The 16035-nt window shown below is 65.8% G+C and carries 11 protein-coding genes; 10 read left to right on the top strand and 1 reads right to left on the bottom strand.

Going from position 1 to position 16035, the window contains the following annotated elements; genetic code table 11:
• Positions 1-12: 12 nt before the first annotated feature.
• The 3 genes from HCA61_RS12650 to HCA61_RS12660 are packed head-to-tail and all read left to right on the top strand — an operon-like array spanning position 13 to position 3025.
• Positions 13-894, top strand: a complete 882-nt coding sequence (locus HCA61_RS12650) for an XdhC family protein (RefSeq protein WP_169688553.1) — start codon at positions 13-15, stop codon at positions 892-894.
• The gene (locus HCA61_RS12655; protein WP_169688554.1) at positions 891-1790 is read left to right on the top strand and encodes a MoxR family ATPase; all 900 of its coding nucleotides are present in this window, start codon (positions 891-893) and stop codon (positions 1788-1790) included. Before HCA61_RS12650 ends, HCA61_RS12655 begins: the two co-directional genes overlap by 4 nt.
• Positions 1787-3025: a VWA domain-containing protein gene (locus HCA61_RS12660; RefSeq protein WP_169688555.1), complete on the top strand. Its 1239-nt coding sequence runs from the start codon at positions 1787-1789 to the stop codon at positions 3023-3025. The genes HCA61_RS12655 and HCA61_RS12660 overlap by 4 nt, the downstream gene beginning before the upstream one ends.
• A gap of 18 nt (positions 3026-3043) precedes the next feature.
• Here the strand turns inward: HCA61_RS12660 and HCA61_RS12665 are convergent, their stop codons facing one another.
• Positions 3044-3520 (bottom strand): hypothetical protein, encoded by a 477-nt coding sequence (locus HCA61_RS12665; RefSeq protein WP_206040014.1) that lies wholly within the window; start codon positions 3518-3520, stop codon positions 3044-3046.
• A 104-nt stretch (positions 3521-3624) separates the two neighbouring features.
• On the opposite strand from HCA61_RS12665, the gene HCA61_RS26315 reads away from it, so the two are divergent.
• The 7 genes from HCA61_RS26315 (at position 3625) to HCA61_RS12700 (ending at position 16032) form a co-directional block, all read left to right on the top strand.
• Entirely contained in the window at positions 3625-4890 is a 1266-nt protein-coding gene (locus HCA61_RS26315; RefSeq protein ID WP_346777557.1) for a histidine kinase, read from the top strand.
• Positions 4887-5567, top strand: coding sequence for a response regulator transcription factor (locus HCA61_RS26320; RefSeq protein ID WP_346777558.1), 681 nt, complete (start codon positions 4887-4889; stop codon positions 5565-5567). The genes HCA61_RS26315 and HCA61_RS26320 overlap by 4 nt, the downstream gene beginning before the upstream one ends.
• Positions 5568-5638: 71 nt before the next feature.
• Complete coding sequence (locus HCA61_RS12680; protein ID WP_169688556.1) at positions 5639-7672, top strand: cytochrome c oxidase assembly protein; 2034 nt, start codon at positions 5639-5641, stop codon at positions 7670-7672.
• A gap of 122 nt (positions 7673-7794) precedes the next feature.
• A complete protein-coding gene (locus HCA61_RS12685; RefSeq protein WP_169688890.1) occupies positions 7795-8889 on the top strand; it encodes a lipase family protein in 1095 nt (364 codons plus the stop codon).
• A gap of 129 nt (positions 8890-9018) precedes the next feature.
• Positions 9019-10692: an energy-dependent translational throttle protein EttA gene (gene ettA, locus HCA61_RS12690; RefSeq protein WP_169688557.1), complete on the top strand. Its 1674-nt coding sequence runs from the start codon at positions 9019-9021 to the stop codon at positions 10690-10692.
• Positions 10685-11116: an acyl-CoA thioesterase gene (locus HCA61_RS12695; RefSeq protein WP_346777559.1), complete on the top strand. Its 432-nt coding sequence runs from the start codon at positions 10685-10687 to the stop codon at positions 11114-11116. The genes ettA and HCA61_RS12695 overlap by 8 nt, the downstream gene beginning before the upstream one ends.
• Positions 11117-11241: 125 nt before the next feature.
• Entirely contained in the window at positions 11242-16032 is a 4791-nt protein-coding gene (locus HCA61_RS12700) for an NAD-glutamate dehydrogenase (protein ID WP_169688558.1), read from the top strand.
• Positions 16033-16035 lie beyond the last annotated feature (3 nt).

The following is a 16035-nucleotide window of genomic DNA, read 5'->3' on the forward strand; positions in this document are numbered from 1 at the left end:
GGAGACGCGGGAATGGATCTGAGCATCCGTGAGACACAGTTGCACGAGAAACGGCTCCCGTTCGTTCGGGCGACCGTGGTGCGCGCGCAGCCACCGACCTCGGCGCACTCCGGTGATTGCGCGCTCGTTCTCGTAGACGGCACGATCGAAGGGTTCGTGGGCGGGCAGTGCACCGAGTCGTCGGTGCGTGCCGCCGCTCAGCAGGTGCTCGACCGAGGCGAAAGCCTGCTTCTGCGGGTAGTGCCCGCCGATTCGAAAGGATTCCCCGAGACGCCGGGTGCGACCATTGCGGTCAACCCCTGCATGTCGGGCGGGGCGATGGAGATCTTCCTCGAGCCGCAGCTGCCGCCCACGCTGGTCGCCGTGTCCGGCACATCTCCGGTAGCGCAGGCGGTCGAGGATTTCGCCCGCCGGGTCGGGTACACGGTCGAAGCGGTACACCGATCCTCCGTTCCGTCGGGCGCGTCGGTCGTGATCCTTGCGATGCACGGCGGCGACGAAGCAGGTGTGATCCGCAGCGCGCTCGATGCCGGCGCCGGGTACATCGGACTCGTCGCAAGCCGGACACGCGGTGCCGCCGTCCTCGACGAACTCGAGCTGACCTCCGATGAACGCGCCCGGATCCATACCCCCGCGGGACTCGATGTCGGGGCGCGGACCGCGGCGGAGATAGGGCTGTCGATCGTCACCGACATCGTGCGGGTGGTGCGTAGCGGCGAACTCGCCCGAGCGCCGCGAACGGTCCGTTCGGCGACACGGACCGCAGTCGACCCGGTGTGCGGGATGACGGTGACGGTGACGGACTCGACGCCACACCTCGTCGTCGCAGACACCGACGTGTGGTTCTGCTGTCCCGGTTGCCGACGCGCCTACCAGAAGGAACACGCAGCGTGACCGACCCTGCTCGACCGTGGGCCTTCGATGACGTCGACGATGTCGTCGCACGGTTCGATGCCCGAGACCATCTCCTCGACGAGGGCACTGCGAGCGCAATGTATCTGGCGGTCGAACTGGGCCGGCCGCTGCTTCTCGAGGGGGAACCCGGTGTCGGCAAGACCACGGCGGCGAAGGTGCTCGCAGAGATCTTGGGGAGTCCACTGATCCGATTGCAGTGCTACGAGGGACTGTCGATCTCGGAAGCGTTGTACGACTGGAACTATCGACGTCAACTACTTGCGATTCGGCTTGCCGAAGCGCACGGGACCACGCCGACGGAAGACGACCTGTACACCGAGGAATACCTGCTCGAGCGTCCGATCCTGCAGTGCGTCAGACATCGGGGTGACGCTCCGGCTGTTCTACTGGTAGACGAGATCGACCGCGCCGACGACGAATTCGAGGCTCTCCTGCTCGAGTTCCTCGGTGAATTCACCGTCACCGTACCGGAACTGGGAACACTCACTGCTGCACAGCGACCGGTGGTCGTGCTGACGTCCAACCGCAGTCGCGATCTGCACGACGCGTTGCGGAGGCGCTGCCTGTATCACTGGATCGACTATCCGGACCGTGAGCGTGCCGTCGCGATTCTGCGGCGCACAGTCCCGGAGGCCAGTGCAGCGCTGATCGAGCGGGCCACCGATTTCGTTGCGACCGTGCGCGCACTCGACCTGGACAAGGCACCCGGCATCGCGGAGACCATCGACTGGGTGTCCGCGCTCTCGGCTCTCGGTGTCTCGGATCTGGCGCGTCCCGGCGCCGGTGTGTCGTTGGCGGCGCTCGCCAAGACCCCCGACGATCGCGACGTCGTGGGGGAGGCGTTCAGCGAGTTCTTGGTGGCCGGCGCACCGTGACCGCTTTTCTCCTCCCGGGTATCGATCTGGCGGCATTCGCGGTGGGGCTCGCAGATCGGCTTCGCCGATCCGGCATTCCCGTCACGGTCGATGGTGCCGCGACTCTCACGCGTGCGCTGCGTCTACAACCTCCGCGTACTCGTGCGCAGCTGTACTGGACCGCGCGGCTCACTCTCGTCGACCGACGCGAGAACCTCGAGAAGTTCGACGCCGTGTTCTCAGCGGTGTTCGACCACGGTGCGGTGCCGATGGATCCTCATGCTCGCCGCACCGGACCCCATGACGGCGGGCACACTCGGCCCTCGACGAACCCGGCGAATGTGAGCCGCCGTCGAGCCGGGAGGAAGTCCGACGTGCCATGGGTGACCCGCACCGTCACCGGTACGTTCAGCGACGACCGATCCCCGCCTGCGACACGACCCGGCGACCGGATTCCCAGCGCCCTCGAGGCGGTCGCCGATCAGCGGTTCTCCGACCTCGATCCCGCTCGTCTGGCAGAGATCGCCTCATGGCTCGAGCACGCTGCGGTGACGTGGCCGACCCGGGTCGGCCGCCGCCGCGCACCGCATCACAGCGGACACCTCGATCTGCGCGCGAGCATCGCGGCGTCGCGGTACACAGGCTACGAGCCGGCACGACTCGTCCACACCCGCCCTGAGCGGCGTCGCCGGCGACTCGTGTTGTTCTGCGACGTGAGCCGCTCGATGCGTGCCTACGTCGACATCTATCTACACCTGATGCGCGCTGTCGTGCGCACCGGAGATGCCGAGGTCTTCGCATTCTCGACCACGGCGACCCGTCTGACACCGACGTTGAAGAACCGGTCTGTCGAGCAGGCGATCGACGCCGTCAACGACCACGTCGAGACGCGTTTCGGCGGGACCCGCATCGCGGGATCGCTGTCCTCCGTCCTCCGCTCACATCGTGGCCACGTGCTGCGCGGCGCGATAGTCGTGATCGCGTCGGATGGGTGGGACAGCGACGATCCCGACGACCTGGCACGTGTGATGAGACAGATCCGTCGCCGCGCGCACCGGGTGGTGTGGCTCAACCCGCGTGCGGGTCTGCGCGATTTCGCCCCGGCAACAGGGTCGATGACGGCGGCCCTGCCGCACTGCGACGCCCTGCTACCTGCGGACACTCTCGATGCGCTGCACGACGCGATCGATGTGGTCGCCGGTGCGCAGCTCGCGAGACTCCGCACATCGCCGCTCGAGGGGACAATGGTGTCGTAGGTGTCGCTGCGCCCGGTGTCACCTCCACGCGTAATTACCTGCCCACAGACTTGCCGTGGTCATGGGTGCCGCCGGTGCTTTCACCGCTGCCGCCCGTTCGCGGAGTCTGCGGAGCACGCCATGTGGGCGCGGTGTATCGCGCTCGACCGCCTTGTGGGCCTCGATCATTGCGACCTCACCGCGTCGAACATTTCGCAACGTCGGTGACATGCGAGTGCCTGCGTCGAGAACTGCTCGAACCGCAGGCATCTCGTCCGCCAGACGGACATACGCCGCGTCCAGCGATGTGCCGTCCTCGAGCGCTTGATCGAGGCGGACAGCGAGGTGCGTGGTCCAATGACGCTGCAAGGTGAGCAGGACGTTGTCTCCGGATCCGAAAAGCTCTATCGCGCCGTGGATCTCATCGAACCGGAGCGACGCATCGAGATCTTCTTGTGCTCGGGTGAGCACGTCGTCGAGTACAGCCCGCCGTGCTCGGTATGTTTCCCAGGTCATCCCCGTCAACCCCCTGAATCGGTTCGAGCGCTGCCTTCGAAGGAAACGCTACGGAGATTCGGCCCCTCTTTCGTCGTGCCACCGTCGAGTCTTTCTCTCCTACCGTGGGTGGAGAAGGGATCCGCTCCAGGAACGACGCCGCAGCGGATTTCTCCGCCTACGCTGATCGTGTGGAATTGATGGCGTACCTCCGTCGTCGTATCGCATCGAGCGGCTACGACTATCCGGTCGGTGTGATGCTGTTCGGCCACATCGGGTTGGTCGTCGTCGCCGGTATCGCGGTCGCGCAGCGTGACGGGATCGTGCCGCCTGGGTGGGTGCTCCTGTTCGGGCTGATCGCCGCGACAGCACCGATCCTCGGCGACGCGATCGAACCGGATTCGATGCTCGTGCGACTACTCATGGGATTCGTGGTGCTGGCGGCGACCTCGTTGCTGCTGGTGCAGCCACCGGACTCGGCCTTCGATTTCGCCCCACTCGTGCTCGTGTTGATGGTCGGTGAGATCGCGGCCATGACGCCCTTCTCGATCAGCGTCGGGGCGTTGGCCGCGGCCGCGGCAACGCTCTCGGCGTTCGCCTTCGCCGGTCATCTCGAGGGCGTGCTGTACTACCTCGGCGGCGTCGTGCTCGGGTGGATCGTCGGGCGCCTGCTTCTCACCCAGTTGCGCCTTCTACACCAGGAGCGCGCCTCGCGAGCGATCCAGGCCGAACAGGCCGCGACCTCCGAGCGCCAACGCATCGCCCGCGAGGTCCACGACGTCGTGGCGCATTCGTTGAGTGTCACGCTGCTGCATCTGACGGCTGCTCGTCGCGCGCTGGAGCAGGACCGGGACATCGACGAGGCCGTCGATGCCCTGACCGACGCAGAGAGATTGGGGCGCGAAGCGATGGCCGACATCCGACGCACAGTGGGCCTTCTCGATGCGGGACCCTCGGGTACCAGACCGGAACCGACGATCGGGGACATCCCAGAGTTGATCGACGACTTCCGTCGTGCGGGTCTGCCCGTGACATTCGAGATGTCGGGAGACGTGGACGTGGCCTCCGGCGCCATCGGCCACGGAATCTTCCGCATCTGCCAGGAATCGCTGGCCAACATCGTCAAACATGCCCCCGCAGCGAAGACGGATGTGCGGCTCGAGATCGGAGCGCAGGTGCTGACTCTGCAGATCCACAACGATCTCCGCGCTCCGGCGATGCCCCCGAGTGGTGGGGTGGGCTCGGGGCTGCGCGGCATGCGGCAGCGCGCGGCGCTGCTCGGCGGTCAACTACGTGCCGGCCCGGACGGCGGAGGGTGGTCCGTACACGCTCGTGTTCCGCTCGCGGCAGACTCGTGCCCGATCGTGCGCCGCATCCCGGGGCTGACGTGACCGCCCCGGAGATCGGGGTGCTCCTCGTCGACGACCAAGAACTCGTACGGTCCGGTCTGCGACGCATCCTCCGTCGCAAGGACGGGTTCGTGATCGTCGCCGAGTGCGGCGACGGCGCCGAGGTACCTGCGGCCGTGGTCGAACACAACCCTGACGTCGTCGTCATGGACATCAGGATGAAGAACGTCGACGGCATCCAGGCGACTCGTGCGCTTCGACACCTCGAGACCTCACCGCCGGTGCTCGTGCTCACGACGTTCGACGACGACGAACTGCTGTCCGGCGCCCTGCGTGCCGGTGCGGAGGGATTCATTCTGAAGGATTCGCCGGCGGAGGACCTCATCCGCGCGGTGCGGAGGGTCGCGGCGGGGGACGGCTTCCTCGACCCCACGGTGACCGGTCGTGTGCTCTCGACCTATCGCACCGCCGCGCAGCCCACGGGGAACGTCGGTCCTGGGCTCGACGGGCTGACCGCCCGTGAGGTCGATGTGCTCGCGCTCATCGGGCGCGGATTCAGCAACGCGGAGATCGCGCAGGAACTCGGTATCGCCGGTGTGACGGTGAAGAGTCACGTCGGCCACATCTTCGTCAAACTCGATCTCCGCGACCGCGCCGCCGCCATCGTGTATGCCTTCGACCACGGTGTCGTCACCCCAGGGGAATCGCTTCGTGAGTGAGCATCGCCGGGTGACACGAGTCTCCGACGGGGCGTCGTAGCCGGGTTCGGCGGGGTCTTACCCTGGTAGGTATGGCAACACCGGATCTCGAGCGGGAGGCGCCGCAGCCCGCGCCGGCCTCTGCGCGCAGCAGCACCTCGGCGCTGTTCGTTCTCTTCGGCATTGTCGCGGCGATCGTCGCGGCGATCGTCGTGGGTCTGTCGGCAGCGCAGGCGCTGGTCCTGCTCGGTATCCCCGACCCCGGTCCGCTCACCACCTACGGCTTACCGATGGTGCGTGCGGTGTCGGAGATCGCAACGGTTCTGACCATCGGATCGTTGTTCTTCGCCGCGTTCCTCGTGCCGCCGCAGGCGAACGGGGTCCTCGACGTCGGCGGGTATCGCGCGGTGCGGACCGCCGGCGCATCCGCGATGGTGTGGGCCGTCACGGCCGCGCTGATGGTTCCGTTGACACTGTCGGACACCTCGGGCCAGCCGCTGTCCGAGGCGATCCGGCCGGAGAACCTGTTCTCGGCGCTCGGTCAGGTCGAGACGTCCCTCGCATGGGCTTGGACCACGGTGCTTGCGCTGATCACTGCGATCCTGATCCGGCTCGCACTGCGCTGGTCGTGGACTCCGTATCTGCTGTTGCTCTCGATCGTGGCGTTGATGCCGATCGCATTGACGGGACACTCGTCCACCGGCGGCTCCCACGATATGGCCACGAACAGCCTGGTATTGCATCTTGTGGCTGCGTCGGTGTGGGCAGGCGGGTTGTTCGCGGTGCTCGCCCACGCCTGGCGCAGAGGTGACCACTCCGACCTGGCTGCCCGGAGATTCTCGTTCGTGGCGTCGATCGCGTTCGTGGTCATGGCGATCAGCGGTGTCATCAATTCGGCGGTGCGCGTGCCGTTCGAGGACTTGTTCACCACCACGTACGGTCGGCTGGTGGTCGCGAAGACGGTGGCTCTGGTCGTGCTCGGAATCTTCGGCTGGGCGCAGCGACGGCGCGCACTTCCCGACCTCGAAGCCGATCCGACGAACCGCGGCGCGTTCGTGCGGTTCGCCGCGGTCGAGTCCCTCATCCTCGCCGCGACCGTCGGTCTGGCGGTGGGACTCGGGCGCACCCCGCCGCCCCCGCCGGCGGCATCACCCTCGGTACTGGAGGTGGAACTCGGCTACAACCTCGACGCACCGCCCACGTTCATGAACCTGTTCTTCGGCGAGTGGCGATTCGATCTGATCTTCGGCACGGCAGCGCTGGTGCTCGCGGCCGGTTACGCGATCGGGCTGCGGACGCTTCGCAAGCGCGGCGACACGTGGCCGATCGGTCGGTCCATCGCGTGGTTCGCAGGATGCTTCGTCCTGCTCGTGACGACCAGTTCCGGTGTCGGGATGTACTCGCCGGCCATGTTCAGTGTCCATATGGGCGCTCACATGGCGATGTCGATGCTCACTCCGGTGCTGCTTGCCCTCGGTGGTGCGATGACGCTCGCGTTGCGTGCGTTCAAACCTGCAGGGCGCGGTGCGCCTCCCGGGCCGCGCGAATGGATCCTCGAGTTCCTGCACAGCCCCCCGTCACGCTTCTTCACCCACCCGCTCGTCGCTTCCGTGATGTTCGTCGGCGGGTTCTATGCCCTGTACCTGGGCGGGATCTTCACCACGTTTGCCGACAGTCACACCGCGCACGTGCTGATGAACCTGCACTTCCTGTTGAGCGGCTATCTCTTCTACTGGGTGGTGATCGGGGTCGACCCGGCACCGCGCGATGTGCAGCCCGTGACGAAGCTGGCGATGGTGTTCGGGTCGCTGCCGTTCCACGCGTTCTTCGGCGTGACGCTGATGAGCATGGGTTCGGTCATGGCCGAGTCCTACTATCGCGGGCTGGCCCTGCCGTGGAACGCCGATCTGTTCTCGGATCAGAAGGTCGGTGGCAGTATCGCGTGGTCGGCGGGGGAAATTCCGCTCGTCCTCGTGATGATCGCGCTCCTGGTGCAGTGGTCGAAGAGTGACGAACGCACGGCACGTCGGGTGGATCGCGCCGCCGATCGCGACGATGATGCAGATCTGGCCGCGCACAATGCGATGTTCGCCGAACTGGCGCGGCGGGACCGGGAGAACAGTTAGCGGTCAGCGAAGCGGACGAACCGGCGTGCGTTGCACGTAAGGTGCTCGGTGTGTCGAGCCGAAATGGGATCAGCGCACCTGCTGCGCGCTGGCGGGTGGCACCGACCGTCACCGGCGTCGTGATGTGTCTTCTACTTGCCGCCGCTGTGATGGTTGCACCACCGGCTCACGCACAGGAAGCGCCCGGCGCCGTCGTCTCGGTCGAATCGCTGCCCGGCGAACTGTCGGTGCCAGGTGCCTCGACCATCCGGAAGATCACCTACCGGACGCAATGGCGTTCCGGGGCGGACACCGTCGGTACCGGTGTGCTGTTCTTACCGCCCGGCGAGGCACCCGAGGGTGGGTGGCCGATACTCGCGTGGGCGCATGGCACGACCGGACTGTCGGATTCCTGCGCCCCATCGCGTAACCCGCGCAGTGCCCGCGACACTGCTTACCTCGACCACTGGCTTGGACAGGGCTACGCGGTGGTGGCAGCGGATTACCCCGGGCTGGGCAGTGAGGGGCTGCACCGTTATCTGGACGGACAGAGCGCCGCGAACAGCATCGTCGACCTCGTTCGCGCCGCCCGCACAGCCGAACCGACCCTGTCTGCCGAGTGGGTCGTGGTCGGACAGTCGCAGGGTGGCCACGCCGCGCTCCACACCGCGCACCTCGCGACCACCCGTGCGCCCGAACTCGACTTCCGCGGCACGGTGACCACCGGTGCACCGTCCAATCTCGAACTGGTCTTCCCTCTCGGTTTCCCCGGATTCCCCGATCTCGGTCTCGACGGCCTCACCACGTTCAGTGCCTACATCTTCGCCGGGCTCCGTGACGCGGATCCGGGCCTGGGCCTCGACAGCTATCTCAGCGATACCGGCCGTGAGGTGCTCGCCGCGGCCGAGGACCTCTGCTATGACGAGTTGACCGAGCGCTACGCTGGCGTGGACATCGGCGACCTGCTGACGAGACCGCTCTCCGACGACCGCTTCCGTTCCGCGTTCACCGACTACCTCGGAGTTCCCGTCACGGGATTCGACCGGCCGATGTTCCTCGCCCAGGGGCTACGCGACACGATGGTGCCGGCTCCGTTGTCGTTCAAGCTCGCCGCCGACCTGACCGCCGGGGGTGCAGCACCGCTGTTCCGGACCTACCCGACGGGGCATTCGGAGACGATGGCTGCGTCGCTGCCCGACACCACACCTTTCGTCGCGGACCTGTTCTCCGCACCCTGACCCCAGGCTTCGTGGCCCGATGTCACCTCGGGTGCGTTGAACTGTATGAATGTCACCTTCGGCCATGGCGGTGCGACGTCAGAGCCGCAGGATATGGGATCTGCGCGCGGGGCGGATACGCTGGTCGTCATGGCGGAGTTCATATACACGATGAAGAAGGTGCGCAAGGCGCACGGTGACAAGGTGATTCTCGATGACGTCACCATGAGCTTCTACCCGGGCGCGAAGATCGGTGTCGTCGGGCCCAACGGCGCGGGTAAGTCGTCGATCCTCAAGATCATGGCGGGTCTGGACCAGCCCAGCAACGGCGAGGCATTCCTCGATCCGGAGGCGACCGTCGGCATCCTGCTGCAGGAGCCCCCGCTCAACGAGGAGAAGACGGTCAAGCAGAACGTCGAGGAGGGCCTCGGCGAGATCAAGGTCAAGCTCGACCGGTTCAACGAGATCGCCGAGCTCATGGCCACCGACTACTCGGACGAGCTCATGGACGAGATGGGCAAGCTGCAGGAGGAGCTCGACCACGCCAACGCATGGGACATCGACTCGCAGCTCGAACAGGCCATGGATGCGCTGCGCTGCCCGCCGCCGGACGAGCCTGTCACCCACCTTTCCGGTGGTGAGCGCCGCCGTGTCGCGCTGTGCAAGCTGCTGCTGAGCAAGCCCGACCTGCTGCTCCTCGACGAGCCCACCAACCACCTCGACGCCGAGTCGGTGCTGTGGCTCGAGCAGTTCCTCGCGACGTACCCCGGCGCAGTCCTGGCCGTGACTCACGACCGGTACTTCCTCGACCACGTCGCCCAGTGGATCTGTGAGGTCGACCGCGGCAAGCTGCACCCCTACGAGGGCAACTACTCGACCTACCTCGAGAAGAAGGCCGAGCGCCTCGAGGTCCAGGGAAAGAAGGACCAGAAGCTGCAGAAGCGCCTCAAGGAGGAGCTCGAGTGGGTCCGCTCCGGTGCGAAGGCAAGGCAGACGAAGAACAAGGCGCGTCTCGCTCGTTACGAGGAGATGGCGACCGAAGCCGAGAAGCATCGCAAGCTCGACTTCGAGGAGATTCAGATCCCGACGCCTCCGCGTCTGGGCAACGTCGTCGTCGAGGTCGAGCACCTGGACAAGGGCTTCGACGGCCGCGTCCTGATCAAGGACCTGTCGTTCACGCTCCCGCGTAACGGCATCGTCGGCGTCATCGGTCCCAACGGTGTCGGTAAGACCACGCTGTTCAAGACCATCGTCGGTCTCGAAGAGCCCGACAGCGGCACCGTCAAGGTCGGTGAGACGGTCAAACTCAGCTACGTCGACCAGTCCCGCGCGAACATCGACCCGAAGAAGACCGTGTTCGAGGTGGTCTCCGACGGACTCGACTTCATCGAGGTCGGCCAGAACGAGATGCCGTCCCGCGCGTACGTCTCCGCCTTCGGGTTCAAGGGGCCGGACCAGCAGAAGAAAGCCGAGGTGCTCTCCGGTGGTGAGCGCAACCGCCTGAACCTGGCGTTGACCCTCAAAGAGGGTGGCAACCTGATCCTGCTCGACGAGCCGACCAACGACCTCGACGTCGAGACCCTCAGTTCGCTCGAGAACGCGCTCCAGCAGTTCCCGGGTTGTGCTGTCGTGATCTCCCACGACCGTTGGTTCCTCGACCGCACCTGTACCCACATCCTGGCGTGGGAAGGGAATGTCGAAGAGGGCAAATGGTTCTGGTTCGAAGGAAACTTCGAAGCGTACGAGGCGAACAAGGTCGAGCGTCTCGGTGCCGAGGCGGCACGTCCGCACCGGGTCACCCACCGGAAGCTGACGCGTGACTGAGCGGTCCGTGCCCGGCGACTCGGTCGAGCCCTACCGGTCGCAGATCGAGGTCCGTTGGGCGGATTCGGACCGGCTCGGACATGTCAACAACACCAAGGTCGTCGAGTACATGCAGGAAGGGCGGATCAAGTTCCTGCAGTCCGGTGAGCTGAGGCGGGGCGCGATCGCCGTGAGGAAAATGGACGTCGAGTTCCTGAGACCCATCAAGGACGAGTCGGGCCCGCTCACGATCGAGATCGTCGCCCTGCATGTGGGAAACACCTCCTACACACTCAGGCATACGGTGCTCGACCGCGACGGTGGCGTGTGTGCTCGCGGCGACGCGGTCCTGGTCGGGTTCGACGTGGCGACCGAGCGTCCGCGACCCATCACCGACGGTGAACGCGAGGTCCTCGCCCGGCATCGGGTTGTCGCGACGAGCTGACCACAGGATCGGATCGGTGACTGCGCGCGCTTTCACCTCCTGGCATCGGACGCCGCGGATAGGCTCGACAACGGGCCCATCCGCGGCGTCTGCGGTTTCGGCGGCAAGCGAGGGGAGTGATGTCGATGTCGGAATCTGCGGATTCGCGAGATCTTTCGTCGACGGTGCGAGTTCTGAAGCACGCGTATCTGCAGTCCCCTGACGGAATAGGCGACCTCGAGGCTGCTGCAGCGGCGCATCTGGCTCTCGGACTCGACCGTCCTGCGGGCGCGACAGCGACGCGCGTGTACCGGGCGGACGAGGCGGCCGGTGCAGCAGTCCAGATCGTCACCGACGACATGCCGCTGCTCGTGGAGTCCACCACTGCATTGCTCTCGCGTCTCGGCGCGACCATTGCCGCGCTCGTCCACCCGGTCTTCGCGGTGGACCGCGACTCGGACGGGGTGCTTCTCGCAATGACACCGGATGGTGCGCTGCAGAGCGACGCGCCCGCCGAATCGTGGATTCATATCCAGCTGCAACCGTCCACACCGCCGGACGTCCTCGCCGGAATCGAAGGCGAGATCGACGGTGTACTCGACGATGTGCGACAGGTCGTCATCGACAGCGACGCCATGAGCACCGTGCAGAACCGGCTCGCCGAGGAACTCGACGTACTCGTTGCAGACCCGCCGGCGACCCAGTCCGCGGACGACCTCACCGAAACAGCGGAGTTGCTGCGATGGCTCGCTCGCGGGAACTACGCGATGCTCGGGTATCGCTGCTACGAATTCGACGAACCCGACACTTCCGGCGTGTGCCGTTCCCGCGCTGTCCCGGACAGCGGCCTCGGTGTGCTGCGCACACTCTCCGACACGGACGACCCGATCGACCTGCCCTCCGAGGTGAATCCAGACCGGCGGCCACTGCTGGTGCTCACTCAAGGTGCTCGTCCGGCGACTGTGCACCGCTCTGTGTATCCGTACTTCGTCGGAGTCGGGATCCTCGATGACGAGGGCCGAACCGTCGGCGAGCACCGCTTCCTCGGCATCCTCACTGTGACGGCAATGCACGAGAACATCCTCGATATCCCGCTGCTCCGACGGCGTGCACGCGGCGTGATCGCACGCGCAGGTGTCGAGCTGTCGTCGTACGGCGGGCAGTCGATGCTCGAGATCATGCAGACCCTGCCGCGTGCAGAGTTGCTGTCCATGGACCCGGACACCCTCTACGAGACGGTGACCTCCGTCGTGGAGATCCGCCGACAGGTGCGGCTCTTCGTTCGGGTGGACACGTACGGACGATATGTATCGTGCCTGGTGTACCTTCCCCGCGATCGATACACGACGAAGGTCCGGGTCCGGATGCAGAACGTACTGCTCCACGAATTCGGCGGTGGCACTCTCGATTACACCGCACGGGTGTCCGAAGGTGACTTGGCGCTGTTACACGTGACCGTCCGGTTCCCCGAGCATGTACGTCCTCAGGTCGACACCTCCGAGAGCAACAGGCAACGAATACAGTCACTCCTCGCGGAGGCCAGTCGCAGCTGGGAAGATCGGATCACGGAGGTCGCAGGGTCCCGTCCGATGGTGGACCCCGCACTGGTCCAGCGGTACGTCGATGCCGCTCCCGAGGCATACAAAGAGGACTTCAGTTCCGAACGCGCACTCGCCGACCTGATGCGCCTCGAAGCGCTCGGTCCCGGCGACTTCGACACCTACGTCTACCGCTCCGACACCGACGACCACCGCAGCTGGCGTTTCACCCTGTACGTCGGAGCGGAACCGGTGACGCTCGGCCGTGTGCTCCCGGTGTTGCAAAGCCTCGGTGTGGAAGTCGTCGACGAGCGGCCCTACTTGTTGCCGCGATCCGATGGCGTCGACTGCTGGATCTACGACTTCGGCCTGCACCTTCCGAGCGATGTCGATCCCGGCCTGTTCGACACCGACCACACACTCGCCGCCCGGATCACCGATATGTTCGCTGCGGTGTGGCGTGGCCACGCCGAGACGGACCGTTTCAACGAACTCGTACTTCGCGCCGGTCTCACCTGGCGGCAGGTCACGATGCTCCGCGCGTACGCGAAATTCCTTCGGCAGACAGGGTTTCCGTACAGCCAATACAACATCGAAGGTGTCCTGCTCGGCACACCCGATACGACGACGCTACTCGTAGAACTGTTCGCTGCCCGCTTCGATCCCGATCACGCATCCGAGGTACGCGAGCAGGCCATCACCGATGAACTGCTCGAGAAGATCGACGCGGTCACCGCACTCGTGGCCGATCGCATCCTGCGGGCGGTGCTGTCGTTGATCCGATCCACTTTGCGAACCAACTTCTTCGTGCCGGAGATTGACGACGAGGCGCGCGGCCGGACCCTGGCGTTCAAGTTCGACCCCAGCGGCATCTCGGAGCTCCCGGAGCCGCGGCCGAAGTTCGAGGTATTCGTGTACTCACCGGATGTCGAGGGTGTGCACATGCGCTTCGGCGCCGTCGCGCGCGGCGGCCTCCGCTGGTCGGATCGACACGAAGATTTCCGCACCGAGATCCTCGGCCTCGTGAAGGCGCAGGCGGTGAAGAACGCGGTGATCGTCCCGGTCGGAGCGAAAGGCGGGTTCGTCGTCAAGCGTCCACCGGCACCCACCGGCGATGCGACCACGGACCGGCAGGCAGCACGCGCTTCCGGCGAAGCCTGCTACCGGCGATTCATCGCCGCCCTGCTCGACCTCACCGACAACCTCGACCGCACGAGTGGCACCGCGACTCCGCCGCGGCGAGTGGTGCGACACGACGACGACGACACCTATCTGGTGGTTGCTGCGGACAAGGGCACCGCGACCTTCTCGGATCTCGCCAACTCGGTTGCCGCCGAATACGGGTACTGGCTCGGTGATGCATTCGCATCGGGAGGGTCGGCCGGGTACGACCACAAGGAGATGGGGATCACCGCGCGCGGTGCATGGGAGAGCGTCAAGCGGCACTTCCGTGAACTCGGCGTGGACACCCAGAGCCAGGACTTCACCGCGGTCGGAGTCGGCGACATGAGCGGCGATGTGTTCGGCAACGGGATGCTGCTCAGCAAACACATCCGGTTGGTCGCCGCGTTCGATCATCGCCACATCTTCCTCGACCCGAACCCTCGGGCGGCACCCTCGTTCGCGGAACGCAGCAGGCTTTTCGAGATGCCGCGCTCGTCCTGGGCGGATTACAACCCGGCCCTGATCGGAACCGGCGGGGGAGTGTGGGAGCGCACCCGCAAATCGATTCCGATCAGCGAACAGGGTCGCGCGGCGCTGGGGTTGCCCGGTCACGTCACCGAACTCACCCCCTCCGAACTGATCCGCGCGATCCTGCGTTCACCCGTCGATCTGTTGTGGAACGGAGGTATCGGTACCTACATCAAGGCGCGAACCGAATCGCACGCCGACGTCGGTGACAAGGGCAACGACACGGTTCGCGTGGACGGCGCGGATCTGCGTGTCCGGGTGATCGGAGAGGGAGGAAACCTCGGGGTCACCCAGCTCGGGCGGATCGAGTACGCGCGCAACGGCGGAAAGATCAACACCGATGCCATCGACAACTCCGCCGGTGTCGACTGCTCCGACCACGAGGTCAACATCAAGATCCTGCTCGACTCGATGGTCACCTCCGGCGACCTCGACCTCGCGGAACGCAACCCACTGCTCGCCTCGATGACAGACGATGTCGCCGAACTCGTGCTCGCGGACAACATCGGCCAGAACGGTGTCCTCGGCCTGGAACGAGCATCGGCACCCGCGTTGCTCGGCGTCCACCAACGGCTCATCGCCGAACTGGAGAAAGAGAGGCGAGTCGACCGTGTCCTCGACGCACTCCCCGACGACACCGAGATCGAACAGCGTCACGCCGACGGAGAAGGACTGAGCTCGCCGGAACTCTCGCAACTGCTCGCCCACGTCAAGCTCGCCCTCGTCGATGACCTGCTCGACACCGACCTGCCCGACAGCGACACATTCGCGACCCGGTTACCCGCCTACTTTCCGCCCGCACTCCGCACGAAGTTCCGTACGGGTATCAAGGCACATCCACTCCGCAGACAGATCGTCGCGACGATTCTCGCCAACGACACTGTCGACAACGGCGGTGTGTCCTTCGTCTTCCGCCTCTGCGAGGAGACAGGGGCCTCGCGTACCGACGCCGTCCGAGCGTTCGCCGCGGTCACCGAGATCTTCGGCCTGCGCGGGATCTGGGACCGGATCCGCGCGGCCGACCTGCCCACCGACCTCGCGGACGAGTTGCTGCTCGAATCCCGTCGTGTCCTCGACCGTGCGTCGCGGTGGCTCTTGTCGAATCGGCCCCAGCCACTGGCCGTGGGCGCGGAGATCAGCCGTTACCGGCAGTTGTTCGCGAATCTTGCTCCGCTGGTGGGGGGGTGGATGCGCGGTCACCACGTACTGGATCTGGAGGAACGGACGCGGCACATCCTGTCGCACGAGGCGCCTCCGGAACTGGTCGCGATGGTGTACCGCCTACTCGATCAGTTCCCGATTCTCGACGTCATCGACATCGCGGACATCGTCGAACGGAAGGAGGACGAGGTCGCGGAGCTGTACTACGCGATGGATGCGCACCTCGGCATCGACCGGCTGCTGTCCGCGGTCACGGAACTCGAACGCGGCGACCGGTGGCATTCCCTTGCACGACTCGCACTGCGCGACGAACTGTACGGATCGTTGCGCACGCTCGTCCTCGATGTCCTCACCGGGGCGGAGCCGGGGGAGACCTGCCCGGAGATGATCGAGGACTGGGAGATGTCGAACGGCTCGCGGCTCGTGCGCGCGAGGTCGGCACTCGACGAGATCTTCGCATCTGGGAGTCTGGACTTGGCCACCCTGTCAGTGGCCGCACGGCAGATCAGGAGCATGGTGCGCACTGGCGCACCCGATCGGAGGTAGACG

Origin of the sequence: Rhodococcus sp. HNM0563 (assembly GCF_012726195.1) — a bacterium.
GTDB lineage: Bacteria > Actinomycetota > Actinomycetes > Mycobacteriales > Mycobacteriaceae > Rhodococcus.

Bases quoted from the DNA above. Each gene is read 5' to 3' on its own strand.
- HCA61_RS12650 (WP_169688553.1), top strand. From the start codon at position 13: ATGGATCTGAGCATCCGTGAGACACAGTTGCACGAGAAACGGCTCCCG.
- HCA61_RS12685 (WP_169688890.1), top strand. From the start codon at position 7,795: ATGTGTCTTCTACTTGCCGCCGCTGTGATGGTTGCACCACCGGCTCAC.
- ettA (WP_169688557.1), top strand. From the start codon at position 9,019: ATGGCGGAGTTCATATACACGATGAAGAAGGTGCGCAAGGCGCACGGT.
- HCA61_RS12680 (WP_169688556.1), top strand. From the start codon at position 5,639: ATGGCAACACCGGATCTCGAGCGGGAGGCGCCGCAGCCCGCGCCGGCC.
- HCA61_RS12665 (WP_206040014.1), bottom strand. From the start codon at position 3,520: ATGACCTGGGAAACATACCGAGCACGGCGGGCTGTACTCGACGACGTG.
- HCA61_RS12700 (WP_169688558.1), top strand. From the start codon at position 11,242: ATGTCGGAATCTGCGGATTCGCGAGATCTTTCGTCGACGGTGCGAGTT.